19 protein-coding genes and 1 pseudogene are annotated in these 23463 nt (G+C 34.7%); 8 read left to right on the top strand and 12 right to left on the bottom strand.

Translation table 11 applies throughout. The features are described from left to right. Window positions 1-169: 169 nt before the first annotated feature. The 4 genes from C7Y47_RS19275 to C7Y47_RS19290 all read right to left on the bottom strand — a co-directional run bounded on the left by C7Y47_RS19275 (window position 170) and on the right by C7Y47_RS19290 (window position 5010). Window positions 170-946: a GNAT family N-acetyltransferase gene (locus tag C7Y47_RS19275; protein WP_142510236.1), complete on the bottom strand. Its 777-nt coding sequence runs from the start codon at window positions 944-946 to the stop codon at window positions 170-172. A gap of 95 nt (window positions 947-1041) precedes the next feature. After that, entirely contained in the window at window positions 1042-1260 is a 219-nt protein-coding gene (locus C7Y47_RS19280) for a hypothetical protein (protein ID WP_142510237.1), read from the bottom strand. Window positions 1261-2224: 964 nt separating this feature from the next. Beyond that, the gene (locus C7Y47_RS19285; RefSeq protein WP_142510238.1) at window positions 2225-2998 is read right to left on the bottom strand and encodes a GNAT family N-acetyltransferase; all 774 of its coding nucleotides are present in this window, start codon (window positions 2996-2998) and stop codon (window positions 2225-2227) included. Between the two features lie 449 nt (window positions 2999-3447). Then, window positions 3448-5010, bottom strand: coding sequence for a glycoside hydrolase family 10 protein (locus tag C7Y47_RS19290; RefSeq protein ID WP_142510239.1), 1563 nt, complete (start codon window positions 5008-5010; stop codon window positions 3448-3450). Window positions 5011-5498: 488 nt separating this feature from the next. Between C7Y47_RS19290 and C7Y47_RS19295 the strand changes: the two genes are divergently transcribed. Next, window positions 5499-5687: a DUF4177 domain-containing protein gene (locus C7Y47_RS19295; RefSeq protein WP_054770066.1), complete on the top strand. Its 189-nt coding sequence runs from the start codon at window positions 5499-5501 to the stop codon at window positions 5685-5687. Between the two features lie 482 nt (window positions 5688-6169). Here the strand turns inward: C7Y47_RS19295 and C7Y47_RS19305 are convergent, their stop codons facing one another. From C7Y47_RS19305 to C7Y47_RS25995, 7 genes are all read right to left on the bottom strand, one after another. Next, complete coding sequence (locus tag C7Y47_RS19305) at window positions 6170-6922, bottom strand: iron ABC transporter ATP-binding protein (RefSeq protein ID WP_132363875.1); 753 nt, start codon at window positions 6920-6922, stop codon at window positions 6170-6172. After that, a complete protein-coding gene (locus C7Y47_RS19310; protein ID WP_142510240.1) occupies window positions 6919-7983 on the bottom strand; it encodes an iron chelate uptake ABC transporter family permease subunit in 1065 nt (354 codons plus the stop codon). Before C7Y47_RS19310 ends, C7Y47_RS19305 begins: the two co-directional genes overlap by 4 nt. Then, window positions 7980-8996 (bottom strand): ABC transporter permease, encoded by a 1017-nt coding sequence (locus C7Y47_RS19315; protein ID WP_142510241.1) that lies wholly within the window; start codon window positions 8994-8996, stop codon window positions 7980-7982. The genes C7Y47_RS19310 and C7Y47_RS19315 overlap by 4 nt, the downstream gene beginning before the upstream one ends. 18 nt (window positions 8997-9014) lie before the next feature. Beyond that, complete coding sequence (locus C7Y47_RS19320; protein ID WP_142510242.1) at window positions 9015-10046, bottom strand: siderophore ABC transporter substrate-binding protein; 1032 nt, start codon at window positions 10044-10046, stop codon at window positions 9015-9017. Between the two features lie 380 nt (window positions 10047-10426). Continuing rightward, window positions 10427-11104, bottom strand: coding sequence for a response regulator transcription factor (locus C7Y47_RS19325; RefSeq protein ID WP_142510243.1), 678 nt, complete (start codon window positions 11102-11104; stop codon window positions 10427-10429). 571 nt (window positions 11105-11675) lie between these two features. After that, entirely contained in the window at window positions 11676-12491 is an 816-nt protein-coding gene (locus tag C7Y47_RS19330; RefSeq protein WP_142510244.1) for a thermonuclease family protein, read from the bottom strand. A gap of 897 nt (window positions 12492-13388) precedes the next feature. Then, entirely contained in the window at window positions 13389-15128 is a 1740-nt protein-coding gene (locus tag C7Y47_RS25995; protein ID WP_142510245.1) for an ABC transporter ATP-binding protein, read from the bottom strand. A gap of 208 nt (window positions 15129-15336) precedes the next feature. Here C7Y47_RS25995 and C7Y47_RS19345 point away from each other — a divergent pair, with 208 nt between their 5' ends. From C7Y47_RS19345 to C7Y47_RS19365, 4 genes and pseudogenes are all read left to right on the top strand, one after another. Beyond that, a complete protein-coding gene (locus C7Y47_RS19345; RefSeq protein WP_142510246.1) occupies window positions 15337-16767 on the top strand; it encodes an ABC transporter permease in 1431 nt (476 codons plus the stop codon). A 13-nt stretch (window positions 16768-16780) separates the two neighbouring features. Further along, window positions 16781-18277: an ABC transporter permease gene (locus C7Y47_RS19350; protein ID WP_142510247.1), complete on the top strand. Its 1497-nt coding sequence runs from the start codon at window positions 16781-16783 to the stop codon at window positions 18275-18277. Between the two features lie 16 nt (window positions 18278-18293). Beyond that, window positions 18294-20087 (top strand): ABC transporter substrate-binding protein, encoded by a 1794-nt coding sequence (locus tag C7Y47_RS19355; protein WP_142510248.1) that lies wholly within the window; start codon window positions 18294-18296, stop codon window positions 20085-20087. 373 nt (window positions 20088-20460) lie between these two features. Then, window positions 20461-20829 (top strand): annotated as a pseudogene (locus tag C7Y47_RS19365) (transposase); the annotation flags it as partial. Between the two features lie 141 nt (window positions 20830-20970). Here C7Y47_RS19365 and C7Y47_RS19370 read toward each other — a convergent pair. Then, window positions 20971-21552 (bottom strand): phosphatidylglycerophosphatase A family protein, encoded by a 582-nt coding sequence (locus tag C7Y47_RS19370; RefSeq protein ID WP_142510249.1) that lies wholly within the window; start codon window positions 21550-21552, stop codon window positions 20971-20973. 112 nt (window positions 21553-21664) lie between these two features. Here C7Y47_RS19370 and C7Y47_RS19375 point away from each other — a divergent pair, with 112 nt between their 5' ends. The 3 genes from C7Y47_RS19375 to C7Y47_RS19385 all read left to right on the top strand — a co-directional run bounded on the left by C7Y47_RS19375 (window position 21665) and on the right by C7Y47_RS19385 (window position 23411). Continuing rightward, complete coding sequence (locus C7Y47_RS19375; RefSeq protein ID WP_142510250.1) at window positions 21665-22384, top strand: alpha/beta hydrolase; 720 nt, start codon at window positions 21665-21667, stop codon at window positions 22382-22384. 81 nt (window positions 22385-22465) lie between these two features. Further along, on the top strand, window positions 22466-22981 hold the full coding sequence (locus C7Y47_RS19380; RefSeq protein ID WP_142510251.1) for a YjcG family protein: 516 nt from the start codon (window positions 22466-22468) through the stop codon (window positions 22979-22981). Between the two features lies 1 nt (window position 22982). Continuing rightward, entirely contained in the window at window positions 22983-23411 is a 429-nt protein-coding gene (locus C7Y47_RS19385; RefSeq protein WP_142510252.1) for a GNAT family N-acetyltransferase, read from the top strand. Window positions 23412-23463 lie beyond the last annotated feature (52 nt).

Here is a 23463-nt window from a genome sequence, read left to right on the forward strand (position 1 = left end):
TTGCGCATTTTTAGTATAACATGAAGTGTTTTTTGATTATCAATGTTTTTCTTGACATTCTATTAGCTGGTTTAGTTGAATAAGAAAAGAAACGCTTATTCCACAATCGCACCCTTTAACGGAATAACACATGAGCTTCTATTAGCTAGTTTTCTAATAAGAGGCTCTACTACTTGGTAGAAGGTGACTGGCAGCCATAAGAGTATGCAAGACATAGAAAACCACACTTTTCTAGGATAGGCCTACTCATTGAACTGGCGTCAACAGTAAGGAAAGGATGCCCATTTTCATATGCTTTTTTTGCACGAGTAGCTAAAAGTGCTGTATAATAACCTTTTCCTCGGAACAACGGTAGTGTTGAACCTCCCCACAAGCTGGCAAAGGAGGAGTTTTTCTCCAAGTATATCCAAGCTGCACTTACAAGCTGACCATCTTCATAAATTCCATAAAGATATAGGGATTCAGGATTATTCTGTTTATCTCTCCAAAGTCTTTCTCCCAGCTCAGCATGCGGTACATTCCAGATGGCATCTTCTAGAACAATAATGTCTTGAATGCCTTGTTCATCCGTTATTTCCTTTAAATTGAAGTGTTGGTCATTATTAAGCAAGGGATGCTGTTCATCTAACTTCATGACCATTAGTGCTTCAGGATCTTCTATTGTGAATCCTTCTTGTTCAAGAATATCTTTCAAACTATCAGGCTTGTCGTAGTTATACACCTTCCACTCAAAATCCTGCTCAAGGTTACTAAAATAGTTTAACTCGTTCTTAATAATTTCTCTTACATCGCCTTCGTTTACATTAGATGAGACAATGAACCCTTTTTCACCAAACTGTGAAACGTGACGCACGACATGCTCTGTTTCCTCTCTTATGTAACCTTTTACTTGAGCCTCTTGTCGAAGTTCTTTGTGGAATAGTGAGATTAATTCATTTTTATCCATGGGCGACCCTCCTATATTTTAAAAATTCTTTTTCTAATGAATCTTATTCCATTAATAACATATTGATTAGTACCAATTATTTCAAAAGCAGACGCTCAACTCAATCTTTTTTTTCGTAAAAAAGATACTATTTGTTCAGTAACTATATAATCTTTGTTCCACCAAATATCTGTCACTTTAGCTGGAACATACAAATAATTTACAATTGTTTCATCATCAGATTGTACAGACTTATCTCCATAGATTGCGATTTGATGAGCTGATAGTCGGTCAATTCGATATCCATTTTCTAAATCGATTGTATAATCAGCCATCTCAGCACAGCCAGTTAAAAATAACATAGCAATATTAGTATTACTTTTTTTATCAGAATCACATCCCTCTCAAATATGTAACGACATATTAGACAATGGATTTCATTTCCACCTATACCCCTTATTTAACTAAACTGCCCCGTTAATTCAATAAAAAAAAGAGCTGCCTATGCAACTCAATGAACTTCAAGTAAAGCACCCGTTAGCACAATAAGGGGACTCGTCAGACTTATGCGGATTTACAACGATAGGACTTCAATTTATACACGATTTTATTCATCAAAGACGATGGTGCAAAATCACTTCAAATACTTCAAAACCTTTGCTATGACTGACTTTTAACAAAAGCACATAAAACAACGCATAAACAATGTTCATAAGAAAAGCCACGAACGTTGATCTAACAACATTAGTGGCCTTTGAGTTCGTCTCCAAACTTTGATTTTGGAACGTTTTTTAAATGTAAATCTTATAAATATTCATTGCAGAAATTATTCTACGGATTATGTGATATAGGTTTAAAAGTTAATACTAATTTATTCTTTATTAGTAAACCATTTTTCATTTAAGTATTGAGAAAACCCGAAAATAATCGTAAAACTAATGCCAATTAAAATAAATCGTATATCATTATTAGGGAAAATTTTATTTGCTATAAAAACAGAAATAAATAAAGTAAGTGCAAATGTAATTGTAAATAATATTTTTTTCAGCATTCGTTACACCAACTTTTTCGATATATTGTTTATCATACCAATTTTCGGGTTGTTTTTTCAATAGTATTTAGCTTCCCAAAGCGTCGTTTTGTAACATTTCATAAAAGGCTGATAGTATGGCCTATAAGTTAAACAACACTCTTCAACTAAACTGCACCGTTAGTACAATAAGAAAAAAAGAGCTGTCTAAGCAGCTCAATGGTCTTCAATTAAAGCACCCGTTACTTTAAGTACATTTTCTTCACAAACTACTTTATATTATTAATAAAATAGGTATCATAAGATTCTTTAAATATATAACCCAACTTTTTGGCTAATTCGGCAGATTCTGAATTCGCTCCATCCCAACTAGGGTAATGCCCTCTATCTAGACAATATAATATCAAGGCAGAGGCTGTGATAGTTGTTAAACCTTTTCTTCTATATTGAGGATGTGTAGCAATTTCAATCTCTATGCCATCATCATATATACTAAAAGATGTCGCCGCACAAACAACTTGTCCCTCATGTATTATTGCATAACCCACACCTCTATTGACAAAATCATCAATAGAATCAAATTGACTAACGAAGTCTTCGGATAGCTCATGGAAAGACGGTAAATTTACTATATTGTTATCAACCTTCTTAATTTCATAATCTTCCGGTAATGAAGTCAATATGTTCTGTAAATGTGTTCTATTGAAATGCTCTGGATCCTTTTTAAATCTGTATCGTTCAAATTTCTCAATCGCACCATTATGGACAGTTTCTATTCTATTTTTCCATTCATCTGAATCAACAATTGCAAGTGTGAATTCGGGGAGATTATAAAGCAATTCCTCAGCTTCCTTAGTATTGGGATCGCCAGCATAAAACACAAAAATCCCCACAGTTATCTGGGCAACTGTTGGATTCTCAAGGTTATCCACCCAAGCTGTTCCCATATGGCCTTGGAGATATGAAAGAACAATAGTGCTATCAATATTTTCAAACATAGGTACTAATTTTTTTCTTACTTCGTTATTCGCTTCATAAATCATTCAATTCCTACTTTCTTAATAGTATTATTACTTTCCATTCCCACCAATATTATCATAATAACCACACAACAAAAGGGTATTATTACCTCTTTTGAAATGTAATGTTAATTTCAGTGCTGCCCCGTTAGTTCAATAAAGAAAAAAGAGCTGCATATGCCACTCAATGATCTTCAAGTAAAGCCTCTGTTAGTTTAATAAGAACTGTGACGCTTATACAACAATCGCGCCCGATTGTGTTGCTTTAAAATAAAGTTTGATCAAAAATTCTTCACAAACCAGCATTTTACGATAAAAAAAAGAATCCATTTTGAAAAAGATTGATCAAAATGGATTCTTATCCCTCAAATTTAAGATTGGTTTTTATAAAAAAGATCGATTATTTTCTACCAATAGGCTTGGATCTACAGGTTTTTCTGGTTGCTCTGGCCCTTCAGGTGTTGGCTCTATTGCTACTGGTAAGGATTTCCGTCTTTTAGAACAAAAGCAGTTTTACTTTCCACACCTGTAGCAGATATAGACTTTATACCATATGTGTATACTTTACTATTATTTGCAATAGTATCTACATAAACAGTATTACCTTGTGTGTTATAAACCACGTCTACTATATTTTTAACGTCTTCATATGATCCTTCTTTTGTTCCATCAAATCGGTATATTACATATTTCCTTGATTGAGTACTATTTTCATCTGTAATAGTAAGCTTCATGCCGAAAGACTCTTTACTCAATTTAACATCAGTTGGACATAAAGGTATTGCAGAGCCTTTCCAATAAATTGTAGGTGTTAAAGCTTTATAATTGTATAGTTGCTGATTTAGATAAGAAGCATATCCAAGAGCGTTATTGTTAATACTTCTTAGAGAAAAATGCATTTGTCCTTGAGCATTTTTATTTGCTCTGTTGGCGATTACTTGGCTGATAAGTTCCGTCTTATTATTCCATGCAGTATCAGAATCATTTCCAACTTTATGATTGGCCATGCCAATATATAAATTAACAGGATGGACTTTTGCGTACGTTTGAACTTCTCTTCCCCACCAATCTAATAAAACAGAGTAATTTGCTGCTTTATGATTTCTGGACCAATAGATTTGAGGAGCAATATAATCGATACTTCCATCTTTAATCCACTGTCTTGTATCAGCATAAAGATCATCGTAGTTACTCATTCCATTCGTGTTACTACCAGTAGAATCTTGCCCTTTGTTTCGCCAAATTCCAAACGGAGATATTCCATATTGAACATGAGGTTTAATTGCCTTAATGCTTGCATAAACCTTTTTTACTAATTGATTAACATTATTTCTGCGCCAGTCTTCAATATTATTGAATGAGCCACCATACTTTTTAAAAGTTTGTTGATCTTGAAAAGTCTCTCCTTTTATTTTATAAGGATAGAAGTAATCATCCATATGTACAGCGTCGATATCATAGTTGCTTACTAATTCTTCTATGGTTGATAATAAGTAATTTTGAACTTCCGGCAAACCAGGATCTAAATAGTATTGTTTACCGTATTTCACTACCCAATTAGAATTTTTACGGGCTACATTATCGGCAGCAAGATTAGTCAAAGATTGCGAAGGCATAGTGACCCTATATGGGTTTACCCAAGCATGAAGTTCTAATCCTCGCTTATGTGCTTCGTCCAGCATTATTTGCAATGGATCAAAACCCGGATTGGTCCCTTGTGTATTGCCTGTTATATACGATGACCATGGAGCAAGCTTAGACGGGTACAGTGCATCATTTAATGGCTTAACTTGAAAAATAACTGTATTAAAGTTATCAGCTTTTAATTTGTCTAAGGTACTTTGAACCCATTGAGTATATTGGGTTTTACTCATACCTGCCTTCATATCAATATTAGATACTGTTGCAATCCAGGCTGCACGCATTTCATTTTGAGGTAGTGAATTAGCTGTAGCCTTTTGATTTGTAAAAACAGGAATAAGTAAAAGTAAAACAAAAAAAGTTACTAAGCACTTTCCAAAAAAATTTTTAAACATAAATAATGAAATCTCTCCTTTTAATTCTCAGCTATTAAAACCTAGCTGTTACTATAACCCAAGTAAATACCATTTCAGCCTATTCTATAAAAATAGGAACTGATTTATCCTTCCAAAAAGTGTCTTACAGTAATTAGGTCTGTAGCATTTTGTCGGCAGGACCCTCTATTGGTAATTTCAATTGTTTGCGAAGCTCGTTGGAAAATTTTATTCTGTTTCTTCGCTCACTATATAATACCACAAATCCCCAATTATTCTCCCTTCACCGGTAATTTCATTTATTTAAATTCTTGACGCCAATTTTATGATAGCGTTGAATAGCAATCATTTGGTCAATTGTTAAGTTCGTATGATAAAGTGGACAGATTGTTGAATAAACAACTGTATAATGTCTACGTATTGTTCAATAAACTACATCAACAATTATGAAACTATCTTCTACTTTCTTCGTATATTAACTAAGTCAACTAATTCTCGAGGTGATAATAATGTACGAATACCATTTCGTTAAAGTGGAACTAAATGCTTGGGGTAGTAAACCAAAAGAAGATTATCAAAATATAATTCACCAATACGCATCTGACGGATGGAGATTTGTTCAAATTTTCGCTCCTTCAACTAAAGGATATGGTTCCGCAGCCTATTTTGAATTAATTTTCGAGAGACCCCTTAATTAGATATGTCAGATAATCGTATAAAGTATTGATTTTGGCCGACGGTAACTATGTATTTTTTATCTGGTGAGTATCCTTTCTCGATTTTTTTTATAGATGAATACCCTTTAAGGCTCGATATGTGGTCTATTACACTTTCAATTAACACAGTCAATCCACCTTTCTCGCAACGAATAAGAATAAAAATGATACTATACGGTCGATCGACTGTCAATGTTATGTTATTTTGGTTTTATAATCCTTTTTTTAAAAAATTACTCCTTGAAAAACGTCAGAGTATATTAAGATCATCGTTATGACATACTTCAATTCATTATCGAGAGCAATAGCATTTGAAAAAAGTTGCTGTCTGTAAAATACAGGCAGCAACTTTCAACTAGAGTAGCTGTTATGATCTGTGCAAGCTACAGCAAATAATTTAATTTTCTATTAGTCTTTTGGCATACTCATTTTTTGAAATGCTTCTTTTTTAAAAAATTTCGTAACTAATAAACAGCGAGTGGCCCATAAGGACCTTCGATAATTTCTATTTTTGTTTCGAAAATATCTGTCAAAATTTTCGAATCCATAACCTCTTCTACTGTACCAAAAGCAGCAATTTGTCCATCTTTCATAGCACAAATTCTATCGGAATATTTGGCTGCAAAATTTATATCATGCATAACAGTCAGAATTGTTCTTCCAAATTCATTAGCCGCACGTCTCAAATGCTCCATCATTTGAACAGAACGAGCAACATCAAGGTTGTTCAGAGGCTCGTCCAAAAGTACATATTCAGTCTCTTGGCACAAAACCATCGCTACATATGCCCTTTGTCTTTGACCACCAGAAAGCTCATCTAAATATCTATTCTCTAAATCAGTTAAGTCTAAAAAATCGATATATTTAGAAATAATAACCTCATCCTCTATAGTTAATCTTCCCTTTGAATAAGGAAAACGTCCAAATCCAACTAGTTGTCTAATAGTAAGCCTAGTCACAAAATGATTTTCTTGCCGCAATATAGTCAAAATTTTTGCTAAGTCTTTTGATTTGGATCCGGAAATATCCATATTTGCCACCTGAATTTGACCTTCCTCCATATCCAAAAGTCTTCCAATCATCAAAAGTGTCGTAGACTTTCCAGCGCCATTTGGTCCAATTAAAGAAGTAAAACCCGCTTTTGGTATTTCAATATCCAAAGGTCCTATTTTTACCTTATCAGTATAGAACTTTTTAACATTATCAATTTTTATCATAAAGCCCTCTTCCTTAAAACTACAGTTAAAAATATTATTCCACCAAATAATTCGATAATAACTGAAACTACACCTTGTGCATGGAATACATGATACATTAAAAAGTATGCACTCGTTAATATCAAAAATCCTATAGCAAGAGCCATTGGAAAAATATATCTATGATCATAAGTTGACGCCGCCTGATAGCTCAAAGTTGCTACTAAAAAGCCATAGAAAGTAAGTGGTCCAATCAAAGCTGTTGAAATTGACATCAAAATAGCAACTAATACAAGCGTATAAATTACACTAGATTGATATTTAACTCCAAAAGAAGTAGCAACATCCTTTCCTAGTGACAATATATTTAGATTCTTAGTATGAGCAAGAAGTAATAATGCTACAATTATTACCATAGGAATTACAATAGGAAAATAGGCTGAATCCGCATTATTAACAGAGCCAAACAATCTTGCCTGTAAAATATCAAATTCAGAAGGCGCAAGTAGTCTTCTCATGAAAGTTGACACAGAATTTAGCCCAGTGCCAATAATAATTCCAACTAAAAGCATAAGTTGTAAATTCCCGTATTTACCAGAAAGTAGCCATCCATAAAGAATCAAACTCATCAAGACCATAACAACAACTTGAAATAAAAATGATCCAATTCCACTAAAATTTATTAATGCACTAGCACCAAAGAAAAATATTGTACTAGTATGAATTGTTGAGTAAAGTGCTTCGAAACCTAAAAGTGAAGGAGTAATAATCCTATTATTCGTAATTGATTGGAAAGCAACAGTCGACAAGCTCTGACAAACTGCAGCAATAATCATTGCCACAAGAGCTACTATCCTTCTCATAACAACCGGGATAAAAGAAGGTGAATCTACTGGAACTGGATTGTTATAAACTAAAAGTCCATATGAAGAAAGAATGCCCAAAGCAATCAATGTTATTAGCAAAATCCAATAACGTCTTTCTTCCTTCTTAGAACGAAAAGCCCTAGCTGATCTATTTTCATTATGAAGGCTAGAATCGATTTCGACATTTTCTTTATTTCTATCTTCCAATGTGTTCATCGGTGCCTCCTTGGTTTTCTTTGTCTCAATAAAATGGTAATAAACACGACTGACCCCACTGTTCCAAGTATTAAAGAAACAGGTACTTCAAAAGGCATTATAATTGTTCGAGAAATTATGTCACAGGCAGTTATAGTCCCCATTCCTATCAAACATACCCAAGGTAGATTACTCCTAAGATCATCGCCTCTAAACATTGCAACAATGTTTGGGACAATTAAACCCAAGAAAGGTAAGTTTCCAATAACAGCTGCAACAATTCCAACTGCAAAAGAAATGAGAACAGTACCGAAAAGAACAATCCTGTTGTAATTAACGCCAAGGCTTGTTGCGACATCTTCTCCTAGCCCAGCTAAAGTCAATCTATTAGCATAAATAAAAATAAACAAAGTAACGATAACAATTAGCCATAAATATTCATATCTTCCCACCTGAACAGCCGCAAAAGAACCTACAAACCAAGTTTCAATACTTTGCGTCATTTGAAAAAAGAGTCCCATAAAAGTGGACACCGCAGAAATGACAGCTCCAAGCATCAATCCAATAATCGGGACAATTAAAGACGAACGAAGTTTAACTCTTCTTAAAAATAAAAAGAAAATCATAGTTCCTATAAAAGAAAAAATGATTGCACCAGTCATTCTTAGAACTAAAGTCGGGGCAGGAAATAATAAATAAACAAAAAGCAGCCCTAAACCTGACCATTCAATAGTCCCTGTAGTAGTAGGTTCAACAAAACGATTCTGTGTAATCAGTTGCATTACGAGTCCTGACATTGACATTGCAGCTCCAGTAAGCATTAATGCAACTGTTCTCGGAACGCGAGTTATGAAAAACATCTCCATTCCATCCTCTTGTCCACGTATATCATAAACTCCAGTAAACAATGATATAATGCCTAAAATAATAACAACTATCATTGTTAATATTAAAGGTCTTGTCCATATTTTATTGTAGTTATAAAACTGGGGTTGAGAATTTATCTCAACCCTAGAAGTTACATTTTTCAGCACTTTTTATACTCCTTTACACTACTTAGCTAAAGTATTTGCAAGGTTTTCAAACAACTCTATATAAGTCTGAATTGATTCATTTGTGTAAGTATCTGCAGGTGCATAAATAATATGTTTTTTAGAAACAGCAGTTGTTTTTTGAAGAGCAGGTGCGTTAGCAATAACATCCTGAGCAGGAACTGAATCTTTTTCACCAGATATTGCAGCATCACGATCTAATACGAAAAGCCAATCCGGATTACTTTGTGCAATAGCTTCAACAGAAACTTCATCACCTTTATGATCTGAAGTAGAATCGGCAACTTCTAATGCTGGTGCCCAACCGAAAATTTCATACATTGGTCCCCAAACACGTCCAGAATGAGGAGCTGCAAAACCAATATCCCCACCACCAACGATAACACTCATCACTTTATCTTTTCCGTTATAAGCAGATTTAGCATTTTCAATAACTTTATCAAAATCAGCTACCACTTGTTTAGCTTCTTCATTTTTATCGAAAATTTTCCCTAAAGCAATTGTAGAATTTTTAAGTCCATTTACTAAGTTTTCCCCAGGCGTAGCAGTTTCCTCAGAAACATCTACATTAAGATCAATAACAACTGCATTTGGCACTAACTTTTTGATTTCTTCGTAATAATCAGCAAATCTTTGACCGACGATTACAAGTTCAGGGTTTGCAGCCGCTATAATTTCAAGATTTGGTTCACGGTGATTTCCAATATTTTGAACTGATTCATCACTTACATATGGTGAATCCGCAGGCATTACATCCTTTGGAACAGCTGCTAGTTCAATTTTCCAATCAGCTAAAGTTTCAAAAGTTCTATTATCCAAAGCAACTACATTCTTTGGGTTTACAGGAACAGTAACAGTTCCGTGGGCATCAGTGATTTCAACTGAAGCAGGTTTAGCAACTTCTTTACTTCCATTATCTTCATTAGGCTTTGACTCTTGATTAGATTTATTGCTTGAATCTGAACAAGCTACTAACATCAATGTCAAAACTGCGATAATACCAACAAATTTTAAAAACATAGATTTCTTCATACACATACTCCTTATTATGTAATTTATTTTGAAAATGATGAAGTCTATAGATTGAATTGGATAGTAATTGCTAGCCATCCCAATTGCTATTGATAATCATTTTCATTTAACCGTTCTGTGAAACAGTATAGTCTTTAATTCTGTGAAAATCTTGTGAAAAATGTAAGATGATAAATAAAGTTAATTTTTCACATTAAATATTGGATACAAGAAAGTAATGCGTGAAGTATTCTTTTTATAGTTTCCTTCTCTTCATTATCTTCCAGAAACTGTTTGGTTATCAGATTTTATAGAACAAAAAAACGAGCAAAACTAGTTGAAACTGTTTTTACTCGTTTTTTCGATTATGTTTAATATTAATTACTGTGACAAACTGTACACTATTCAATCATTGAATAGCCCCTGCCATGTATTGTTTGAATATATCGGTCTTTCTTCTCGCACTTTATCTTTTTTCTTAAATACCCAATATATAAATCCACTACATTTGGATTGACTGCTACGTCATATCCCCAAACCAGATTCAAAAGCATTTCACGACTTAATATTGTATTTTTATTCTTGATTAAAAATACAAGTAAATCATACTCGCGTTTAGTAAGCGGGAGATTTTCGCCATCCTTTGTCACAATATTACGGGATGAATCAACAAGGAGATCTTTAAACCGAAAGAAATCAGTGTCTTTTGGCTGGATACCGTCCCCTCTTCTTAAAATAACTTTTATCCTCGCTACTAATTCTTCTTTCACAAATGGTTTTCTTATATAATCATCTGCTCCTGCTTGTAATCCAGCTATGCAATCCTTGCTGGACATATTGTCGGTCACAATGATTATCGGTGTCGTTTTAACAACCCGTATTTGTCTGCAAATTTCCGGTCCAGATAGACTTAACGAATCCCAATCCAATATGATAATATCCCAATCTTGCTCATATACTATATTTAAACCTTTGTTTTCATTGTGAAGTGTTAAAATGAAATAGCCTTCTTGATTTAGGCCGCTTACGATTTTCTTTGCTAAAGACCGTTCATTCTTAATGACTAACACCTGCTTCACCTACTATTCACCTCTACTTCATTTCATAAAATAATTTATCAAAAAAAATATCGGATTTATAAATCTTAAATTTCTAATAAAGCTATTATAACAATTTATCAGGACGAATTTGGTAAAATTAACAATAAATATGTATAAAATACTAAACTTCAAAGTTAAACAGAAGAATACTTCAGTTATGTAACCAAAATATCGGTGAAACTGTTGACAAGACTTTCAATATGTTCGGTTGGTGAATTTTACTTTGTAGATAGTATAAAAAAGTAACTGGAATATCGCCAACGATATATAACTGTTTAAGAGAAGTTTGCTTTACAATTAAAAAGAACTGCGAGAAGCAAAACTAAATTTAATTATTGGTGTTATACGAGCGGACTTCTCCGAGCGAATGCTCTCTAATAACAAAATGCATCTGCAAGTATGTTCTCAAAGTATACCAAAGTTAAACACAGACCATATTTGGACTTTCAGAAAAAGGAAAATATAGGTATTGTAAATCTAAGTAAAAATATAACCACCAATCCATATGATTGGTGGTCCCTAATTTTTAACTATAAATAATTAAACTAATTTATTGCTTCGCAGGAATAAACCCAGCAGCTTCTGCTTCTTCTTTCGTACAGAACATCTCCTCTGCTACTGTATTCTCATAGTCACGTTGCCCTGGCATATGAAAAATTTTGTTACCTTTGGAGTTAATATTTCCTTTGATTTTACAACTTTCCTTGTTGTTATTAGTATTCGATTTATCCTCATTTATGTTAGACTGCTTTCCTTCTTTTCTTGCAGCATAATATACATCTTTATCGTATCCACGATTCGTTACATAGTCTTCAACTGACCAAATGCCAATAGCAGCCTTTTGCGCAGTTTTTTGAATAGATTTAAACCAATCTACATGCTTCGTATTTGGATTATAAATATAGGCCACGCGAGCTAATCCATTTTTCAATAGTTGCTCTTGGACACTAATACCATCTTTAGTATAAATATATGCTAGTAATCTTTTATATTTATCACGATATGAAACGTCAAATTCTAAATAAACCTTATCTTGACCAGCTAGTAGCTGCTTTACAAATTCTTTAGCTTCTGGCCCATAAGGTTGCTCCCCTAACGTTTCGTGATTCGTTTCAGGGGTATCCACAAGAAGAAAACGTACTTTTTCTGAGCTACCCTTATATTTTATTCTTATTGTGTCGCCATCAATTATGTCTTGTAGTTCGTATTCTTCAAATTTACTCACATCATGCTTTTCAGCAGTTTCCTTCGTTGAAGCTACAATTCCTTGTATATCTTCAGTTTTGATAATATCTGTGTTAGTTTCTTCCGTACATGCACTTAAAAGCAATGTAGAAAAGAACAAAGCTAAAAAGAATTTTTTCAAATCAGTATCCTACTTTCTTAAAGATAAAATATATTATTTATTTTCCTATACCCCCTTTTTTAAGAATTCAAGTTAGACAATACTTCCGTAATAAACTGACCTTATACCTCTGTCACCGATTTCTTCCAGCTATTTATAAGTTTCAACATTGCCTTCCCATCCTACCTATTCATAAAATCAAAAATCCCCAGTTAATTATAAACTGAAGACCAGAAAATTCATTTGAAAATTAAATACAATACAACAGCCAAAATAATTGTTCCGCTAGTGATTAACGTCTTTATATCTTTGTCACTCATTTTTATACCTCTTTTCTAACCTTTATTAATCCTTTATTTAAATCTATTATAGTCCGCTACTATCAAAATAAATTTGATTTGTTGTCAGCTGAAGAATTTTTCACTAGTAATTATATAGTATTACCCTACTCATTAAAAAATCTTCAGTTGCAATAACCGAAGATCATAATAACTATATAATTCACACTTGGTTCTACATCAGTTAATATACACTTTCGTACAAATTTAATTAAACAAGATATGGCCAAAATCCCTATTTAACGAAATTTATAATGTGTACACGTATATTTTGGAGACTCACTAATGTACAGTTTTATAGTGCTAAACCATCATTGCTTTAATATACTCTACATAGCGTTTATTTCCTGTTTTTTATGGTTATTCGGGGTTGCATTAACTTTTCTTGGGCTGGTGAGCTACCAAAAGCAAGAATGTTTGCACCACTCGTAATTAACGTTTTTATATCTTGCATTTTCATGTAGTAGGTCCTCAAACTATTCATCCCAAAGAAAGCTTCTAAAAGAATCTTTTACTCATCAAAAGTCCTTAAAGTTTTCACGATGTTTCTATTGTAAAATAACAGGCTACTACATTCAAGTTATGTAGTTGCAATAGCAACCCAATGATTTGGAGATACTTCAACAAGCTGACTATTTTCTATCTCATAGTGTGTTTGTATGTCCTTATTTTCAGTATCCATATATTTTTGCTTTTCTATCGCTGGATCTGGAATTGGTATTGAGTGTAATAAAGCTTGTGTATATGGGTGCAGAGGATTAGCGTACAGCTCCTCACTTTCTGCAAGCTCTACAATTTTCCCACCATACATAACAGCTACACGATCGCTAATATGTTTAACCATAGACAAATCATGAGCAATAAATAAGTAAGTCAATCCAAGACGCTGCTGTAAATCCTTTAACAAGTCTACAATCTGCTTTTGAATAGAAACATCAAGTGCTGAAAGTGGCTCATCACAAACAATAAAATTTGGCTCCACTGCTAAAGCTCTTGCGATGCCAATACGTTGTCGTTGTCCACCTGAAAATTCATGTGGATAACGCATTGCATGTTCTTTGTTTAAGCCTACAAGTTCAAGTAATTCCTCGACACGCTGTTGACGTTCTTCATTCGTTTTAACTAGTTTATGAATATCTAGAGCTTCCCCAATAATATCTACTATTTTTTTTCTTGGATTTAACGAGGAATATGGATCTTGGAAAATAATTTGCATATGTCGACGCATTGCTTTAAGCTGTTTTTTCGTTAGTCTTGTAATTGGTACACCTTGATATAAGACTTCCCCATTAGTAGGCTGATGGAGCTGTAAAATAGTTCTGCCTGTCGTTGATTTTCCTGAGCCTGATTCGCCTACTAAACCTAATGTTTCTCCTGGGTATATATGGAACGATAAATCATTGACAGCCTTTACCCTTTTCCCATGACCTAATGCGAATTCCTTTGAAAGATGTGTCACTTCGATTAATGGTTTATTTTTATCTATCCCAAGCTGTACATTTGCAATTGGTTTAGGCTGCTTCCTCTCATGGAGCTTTGGTAAAGCATTCAATAGCTTTTTAGTATATGGATGTTGAGCATTTTCAAAGATCGCCTCTGTTGTACCTTGCTCAACAATCTCTCCCTTCTTCATAACAATAATACGATCGCACATACCAGCAACAACACCTAAATCATGTGTAATTAATATGATGGAGGTACCCATCTTTTTTTGCATATCTCGCATTAATTTTAAAATTTGCGCTTGAATAGTTACATCAAGGGCTGTAGTCGGTTCATCTGCGATTAGTAAAGACGGACGGCAAGCCAGTGCCATGGCAATCATAACACGTTGGCGCATGCCTCCAGAAAACTCATGCGGATATTGTTTATAGCGTTCTTCTGCATTTCGAATGCCTACAAGCTTTAATAATTCTATTGTTTGCTTATATGCCTCAGCTTTGGACATCGACTGATGCTTTATTAAACTTTCAGCCACTTGTTCACCAATACGAATAGTTGGATTTATGGATGTCATTGGATCTTGAAAAATCATACTAATATCTTGTCCACGAATTCCCTCCAGTTGTTTTTCGCTCAATGAAGTAATCTCTTGCCCTTTAAACAAAATATTTCCTGATTTTAGATAGGAAGGTGGTGATGGTAATAGCCGCATAATGGAACGAGCCGTTACACTTTTCCCACTACCTGACTCTCCTACAATTCCGAGTGTTTCACCTTTATTTACATGAAAATTAACGCCTTTAACGGCTTCAAATTCTGTCTCTCCCGTCATAAAAGAAACACGAAGATTGCTGATTTCTAGTAGCTTTTCACTCATTCAATCCATCCTTTTGTAATTTTTGTGATTGACTTAATCACGAGTATAATCCATACTGTACAATACTGATAGGAATTATACAATATAATAATATTTAATCTCTCATCCTGCAATTCATTTAGTAGAATCTTACTAAAAATGAGTTGGCAACTATGGTGTGCTGATATGTTTTACAATCTATTATTTTACTTACGTCTGGAGGAAATGCATGGATATTTCAAAAAGTCATTCTTCAACTAAGGAGTATGTATTCTTTTTTTCAGTTTATCAAAAGCTCATGCACCACAAGTTTTACAATGCGCTACTCATTCTTTTAAGTATTTTAGTACACCCTTTTACATACTTATCCTATAGGAGAAGAAAACATTCACACCAATACCGTCAAGCTTTTGTGCAACGCAGTCAGTATTACAAAGAAAAGGATTTCTTTACACAATGGCAAGTTAAATTTGCTGAACAAGAGTTAGCCAAAGCAAAATTCTTTCATGAATGTGTGTCAGAAAAACAATTACAGGAAACTGCTTCGAAATTAGCACAAAAAAAAATTCAGCAGTTAATAGAGCAAGATTTATTGAAAGATGGTTTAACAAACCAATCCTATTTACAATTTTTTAGTCAGCAACTTAAAAATAAAAACTTTGTGATTCTTACTTTTATACCGGCTGTGTTTTTTTATGTAGTCCTTATCTTGTTTGCGAATCCATTTCTGCAATTTGTCATTGAACGAATACTACAAAGTTTCATTGTTATTGTAGGTGTCGCGACACTGGTTTTTACAATTTTGTATTTGTCACCATTCGATCCAGCGAGAAACTTACTTGGTGTTACGGCAACGCCTGAGCAAATAACTAACTTTAATCATATTCATAACTTGGATCTGCCATATTTATCTCAGTTATGGAATGCTTTATCGGGTCTATTCACATTTGATTTAGGTACTTCCTTTGCAGGGAAAGAAAATATTACACATAGTATTGTAAACAAATTTCCAGTCACACTTGAAATAGCTATCCTATCACTTTTAATGGCTATCGCTATTGCTATTCCGGTCGGCATTATATCAGCTGTTCGTTCGAATTCATATGTGGATTATACATTTATGTTTATTGCGTTGATTGGATTATCCATTCCAAGCTTTTGGCAAGGACTTATATTTATATTAACGTTTGCATTAAAGCTACAATGGTTCCCTGCTACTTATAATCCTCAAAACTGGCTATCTTTAATAATGCCAGTCATTGTTTTAGGCACATCCATTACGGCTTCTATCGCCCGTATGACAAGATCTAGTATGCTCGAGGTGATACATGAGGATTACATTATTACAGCGAGAGCTAAAGGCTTGAATGAATTTAAAGTGATTTCAAAGCATGCTATTCGCAATGCCATGATTCCTATTATTACAGTGATTGGACTTCTATTTGGTGGGATGTTAGGTGGGGCATCTGTTACAGAAAAAGTTTTCAATATTAGTGGGATTGGTAGCTATATTGTTGACAAGCAGTTTATTCCGGACATTCCAGCTATCCTTGGTGGGGTCGTCTATATTGCTATTACAATTTCGATTGTTAATTTATTCATCGATATTTTGTATGCCTTTTTCGATCCACGCATTCGCTCGAAAATGAAGAAGTCTTAAAGGGGGATCACCTGTGAAAAACAGCTTACATGTCAAACTACTTTTGAAGATTACACAGGAATATGTCAATTCACATTTTACATTTGTCTTTTCCTTACTGTTTTCTTTATTATTTCTAGCTTATAGCTATAATTTTTCTAGTCAAAGCTGGCGACCAATCGTCCTGATCTTTTTCGTCATTTATGCAATTACCACAGCTTATGTTAGTTTCCTAACTTTACGAATTAAACAGGATTTAGCAAGCCATAGTAGCATACAAAAAAGCACTCGATTACTTGGTTATCCACTGTTATTGACAATTATTTCAGGTAATATTTTTTCTACATCTTTTGCTTTTTTGCTTATATCAAAAAGTAAGACAGCTGAATATACTTTTGCAGCTTATGCATTGATCACTCAGCTTTTTATTATCAGTATTTCAGCACTGAACTTATTTAAACCATACGTAACAGATACGTTTTTACTAGCAATGGGTCTTTTCTTACTCCTTGCACTCTTTTATAGCGTAATGTTATTTCTATGTACAAAATTTGTGACTTCCGAGGCTGCGCCAAAATGGATGCTGTTACCTGGTATTTTGTTACTTATTGCCTCTTTGACCGGCAATCTATTTGCAACATTGCTAGGGTATAGCCTTATTCAAAAAGCTCGAAAGGCGAATCCTTCTACAATTGAAAAATGGCAAAATATTTTAGGAAAGATTTCACGCAATACGATGGCCGTCTTCGGGTTATTTTTCATCGTATTTATGTTTTCTTTGTCCGTAACAAGCTCTTGGACATTTGACTATGACTTCGCTATTGAAAATAACTACGGAGCATTGTTACAAACACCTTCGTTAGAATATCCACTAGGCACCGATAATTACGGACGTGATTTATTTTCTCGCATTGTTTTCGGTGCACAAATATCGCTTATTGTCGGACTTTTCTCAACAATCATACCTGCATTAATCGGCGGTACGCTTGGAGCACTTTCAGGCTATTACGGAAGAGCGACTGACAACATAATCATGCGAAGTCTTGATATTTTATATGCCATTCCTGGAATTTTACTAGCAATTGCCATTATCGCAGCATTTGGTGCCAATACCATTAACTTAATTATCGCACTAAGTGTTGGAGCAATTCCAACATATGCTCGTACTATGCGCGCTAATGTCATGCAGCTCTCTAATTTTGAATTCGTGGAATCAGCCAGAGCGTTAGGAGCATCTGATGCAGCAATCATTTTCAAGCATATTGTTCCTAACTCATTAGCACCGATGATTGTCAAAGCAACATTAACCATTGGTGGTGCTGTGATTTCAACAAGTAGTTTAAGTTTTTTAGGGCTCGGCATTGAGCCTCACATTCCTGAATGGGGCAATATTCTTAAGGTTGGTAGTACGTACCTGGAAACACATTCCTATGTCGCTATTTTCCCAGGTCTTTGTATTATGCTTCTCGTTCTTTCCTTTAACTTCTTAGGTGATGGATTACGAGATGCTTTAGATCCAAAATCAAATTAATAACGGAGGTTCTTACATGAAAAAATTACTTGTCTTCTTATTTATTACAGTATTAGCATTAGCAGGTTGCGTACAAACAAAAACTGACGTAGAAGGTAGTAAAGATTCAAAAGGCAAAGGTAAAAAAGAAATTGAAGTTTTAGGAATGGCCGCTTCTGAGGAAGATATGAATATTGTTCGTGACCAGCTAGTTAAAAATGGCTTTGATGTTAAACTAAATATTCAACCCGATTATGGTTCATTTTCAGCACAAAAAGAGGCTGGCAATTATGATTTAGCACTTTCAAGCTGGACAACAGTAACAGGAAACCCTGATTATGCTGTTCGTGGTTTATTTAAAACGGGCGGTGACTATAGTATTGTTTCTGATTCAAAATTAGATGCTCTCATCGACGAAGCAAGTACATTAACAGGTGATGAAGCTGCTGCAAAATATAAAGAATTAGAACAGCTTTTAGTATTCAATCAAGCTTATATTGCACCGTTATATATTTCAAATAAATATCAAGGCATTTACTCCGAATTAGTAAATCCAAAAACAGTACATCTACCAAAATCCCGTGCGCAAGTGTGGGAAAGCATTGAATTCAATGACGCATCTAAAAATGCAACTGAACCATTGATTTTACATCAATCAATTAGTTCGTTAACATCGCTTGATCCTATTAAAGGAAATGATGGTTCTATTAATACATTAAATACGAATATGTATGTACGACTTGTAAACTTAACAGATACAGACGACGTCGTTTCTGATGGATCATTATCTTACAATCATGCTATTGCTGAAGGTAATCAAGAATATTATTTCATTTTACGTGATGATATTAACTTCGCTGCTGTAAAAGACGGTGCCGCTGTTGATACAGGTGAATTAGTTTCAGCAGAAGATGTTGTATTCTCATTAAATCGTGCAAGAAATCCCAAATCAGTGCCAGACCATCGCACATATAGTCTTCACGAAAATATTGAAACAGTCGAAATCGTTTCTGACTTAGCAGAATTACAAAAGAAAAAAGTTGCGGGCTCTGAGCAGTCTGTGCTCGATGCATTATCTCAACACCTCCCTGCTTCCGTAACGCAATTAGCAAAAGATAAAGGGACTGTTAATAATGGAGCTGGCGCTTACCAAGTTGTTAAAATTACAACACCAACACCATTCCCACAAGTGTTAAATTATTTAGCACACCAATCTGGTGGTATCGTTTCTAAAAAACAAGTAACAAGCATTAACACATATGATGTAGCAAGCTATGATCCAGATAAGGATATTGCCTATGGTGATCAAACTACAGTAACGGAAGGCACAGCAACATACAACAACCAACTTTATGCTAGTGGCCCTTACATTCTTGTGAAGAAAAATGATTATGAAGCACAATTTGTAAAAAATCCTGCTTACCGTGTAGGTAGTGAATATGAACCGAAGATTGCAAAAATTAATGTTCGTTTTATCGCTGATATCGATAGTGCTTTATCAGCATTGCGTAATGGTGAAATTCATATTCTCCAGTCAGTACCAGAGACGAAGCTAGACATTGTCAAATCAGATAGTAAACTAACGTTACACACTGCTGATAGTAATGCCGTATCATATCTACAATTGAATACATCTGGTCGCGCTGTATCAGATTCAGTAGACCTACGTAAAGCAATTCTTTACTCTATTAATCAGGAGGAATTTATTAACTATTATCAAGGCAATAAAAAACCTGCTGTATCCACTGTTTCACCACTAGTTAATACAGGGTTAAAGCTTGAAGCAGACAGTAAAAAGGTACAAGAATATTTAAAAGCCTATAACGATTAATTATCAAGTATACAAAACAATTCATAGCCATATTAAAGAAGCAGAGCCTCCTCATTTGGAGGGCACTGAAAAAGTCTATATCTTCTCACATCGCGAGGTATTTAACGAGTAAATCGTTGAATACCTCGCTTTTTTCATTTGGCACTGTGACTCTACTGTTGTTTTCCGAAGCATTCCGCTCGCTTTCCGCGGGCGAGCGCCGAGCCTCCTCCTACGCTTCGCTTCGTGCGGGGTCTCGTCTGTCTCGCTTTCCCGCAGGAGTCGAGCGATGCTTCTCCAAACAACGCAATGTATCACACTATTATTTTAGTCACGCTTTCCTTTATAATAAAAGAACTAATGTGCAGGTGGTGCCCCCGATGATTTCAAATCAAAAGCACGTACGGGTAAAAAAGGAACGAGTATGAGTCAAAGTCAGACATATTATTTTGACATTGAAAAATGCAAGGTATGTCCAATGAGAGATGGCTGTTATAAAGAAGGCGCAAAAAGTAAAACATATTCTGTCACAATTAAGTCGGATACACATGCCGAACAAGAGGCATTTCAAAATACGGAAGCATTTAAGCAATTAGCCGCAAATCGCTACAAAGTAGAAGCGAAGAATAGTGAATTAAAAAACGGACACGGGTACGATACGGCATCGACTGCGGGTCTATTTGGCATGGAAATTCAAGGTGCTACAACGATATTCGCTGTCAATTTAAAACGGATATTAAAGCTATTAAACGAAAATAAATAAGGAATAGAGACAGAAATAAGGCACTTCCTGTTCAAAATTGAACAAGAAGTGCCTTATTTTTATCTGAGAAAGGTTCGCTTTTATGAAAACGTAAGTTTTTCAGTGCCCTCCTCATTTGAGGGGGCTCTGTTATTTACTTTTTTAAATCTCATGATGTGATTTTGGTTTTGGTCCTAGCTCTTCGGGTTCAATATCTGCAAATGTCTCGCCCTCTTCTTCCAAGTCACGCATACGATGTGCAATACGGGATGCGGCAGAAGCTGCAATACTGCCAACTAAATCATCTAAAAACGTATTTACATGATGTCCAGGTTCTGTATCCAACTTCTTAATTATACCTATTTTTTGCTTATCTAAGTGTCCGAAAGTCGTTACTGCTATGCTACCATATGTAAAAACAGATCCAAGTGCGATTGTTTCATCCACACCAAATAAACCCTCATCGGATTCTATTATTTGCTGTAATGGTGCCGATAATAACTTTTTCTCTGCAAGTTCATCTAATTCAATCCCTACTAATAAAGCATGTTGAACTTCACGCTTTCGTAATACACGCTCGACAGAATGAACACAGTGGTCTAACGTTAAACCTTTATTATAGGATTTTTGCATTTCATAAACGATTTTTGCAATATCCTCTAACGATACACCACGACGAATAAGTGCAGCTTGAGCTGCCTTCGCTACTTCATCAGAGTGTATGCGAGTATTTTTATCATGCATAACTATCCCTCACTTCGATTTTATTGCTAGAATAGTGCTAGCCCAACCTATTATACCTTTACTTTGGGTATATGGTACAATCTCGTTACAAACACGAGAAGGAGTGTCATCATTGGATAAGGGAACTGTACAGGATTTAAAGTTCTATAGTGAAGCATTACAGGAGGAATTACAGCTCTATATTTATGTTCCTGCAAATTATTCTCCACTATATAAATATAATATTTTAATTGCATCAGACGGAAAAGATTATTTCCAACTTGGAGGTATTACAAAACTTGCCGATGAACTTATCGATGACTATGAAATCGAAAATTTAATCATTGCCTTCGTTCCTTATAAGGACATTAAGGATCGGCGCCATAAATATATTCCAAGCGGAGAGCAACATGAAGCATACCTTCGTTTTTTAGCTCATGAGCTTGTGCCGTATTTAGATGCTGAATATGCAACATATCAAATGGGAATGAGTCGAGGGGTCATTGGTGACTCAATGGCTGCAACCGCTTCTTTAATGGCCGCATTAAAATACCCAAGTATTTTTGGCAAGGTTATTTTACAATCACCGTATGTTGATGAAGATGTTTTGCAAGCTGTAGGGAATTTTAAAGATCCAGGTGCAATTTCCATTTATCATATTGTCGGTAAAGAAGAAGATAAAGTTGTCACGATGGATAAAACCATTAAAGATTTTTTAACACCAAATCGTCAGCTTCATAATCTCATGATAAACAAAGGATTTTCTACATTTTATGAAGAATTCGATGGCAATCATACTTGGAAATATTGGAAACCTGATTTACGCCGCGCATTAATTGAAAATTTTAATTAATTAAGACGATTCAAATTACGAAATCGGAAATTTCTGTTATACTTAAATTAAAATTTGTTTATTTTCGGGAGGTAATGGCCTATGAAATATGGTATTGTGGCATTTCCATCAAAAAAATTACAAGATTTAGCGAATACTTATCGAAAACGTTACGATCCTCATTATGCGAAAATTACTCCGCATATAACATTAAAGGACAGCTTCGAGGCTACGGATGAAGATATTCAATCTGTCGTAAAACAATTAGATGGGCTGGCTGCCAAATATGCACCTTTAAACATTCATGCATTACGCATAAGTTCATTTTTCCCAACAACAAATGCGATTTATTTCCGTATTGAACCAACTGAACAATTAACAACATTATACCAAGCTCTAGAAGAAAAAGTACCTTTTGGTGAGTCAAAACACGTATTTGTACCACATATTACTATTGCTCAAAAAATGACAGATTCCGAGCACGATGATATTTTTGGACAATTACGTATGACAGGTGTTGACGAAAAAGATACAATTGATCGCATTCATCTTTTATATCAATTGGAAGACGGCTCGTGGACAACATATGAAACTTTCCGATTGACTGGAGCTGAGTAATCTGTATAACGTAAAGATTGTTGAAACAACAAAAGAACATGAGGATGCGTTTGCAGTCCGCAAGCAAGTTTTTGTTGAAGAGCAAGGTGTGCCGCTTCATCTAGAATGTGATGCTGGGGATGCATCTGCAACGCATTTCATTATGTATGAAGACAATGCCCCTGTAGGTGCTGCACGTTTACGTAGTATCGAGGACGATGCCGCAAAAATTGAACGTGTTTGTATTTTACAAGATCAACGCGGCAAAAAACTAGGTGCTTTAATAATGAAGGAAATGGAGAAGCACGCCATTTTAATTAATAAGAAAAAACTAAAACTTCATGCACAAAGCTATGCTATTCCGTTTTATGAAAAGCTTGGCTATACGGTAACATCTCCTGAATTTATGGATGCTGGTATCCCACATCGTGCTATGGAAAAAATAATTTAACTTTTTTCGGTAAATATTTCTTGTTACAAAAAACAAAGCGTCAGCTACTGAT

The sequence above is a fragment of the Lysinibacillus sphaericus genome, assembly GCF_006864135.1.
Classification (GTDB): domain Bacteria; phylum Bacillota; class Bacilli; order Bacillales_A; family Planococcaceae; genus Lysinibacillus.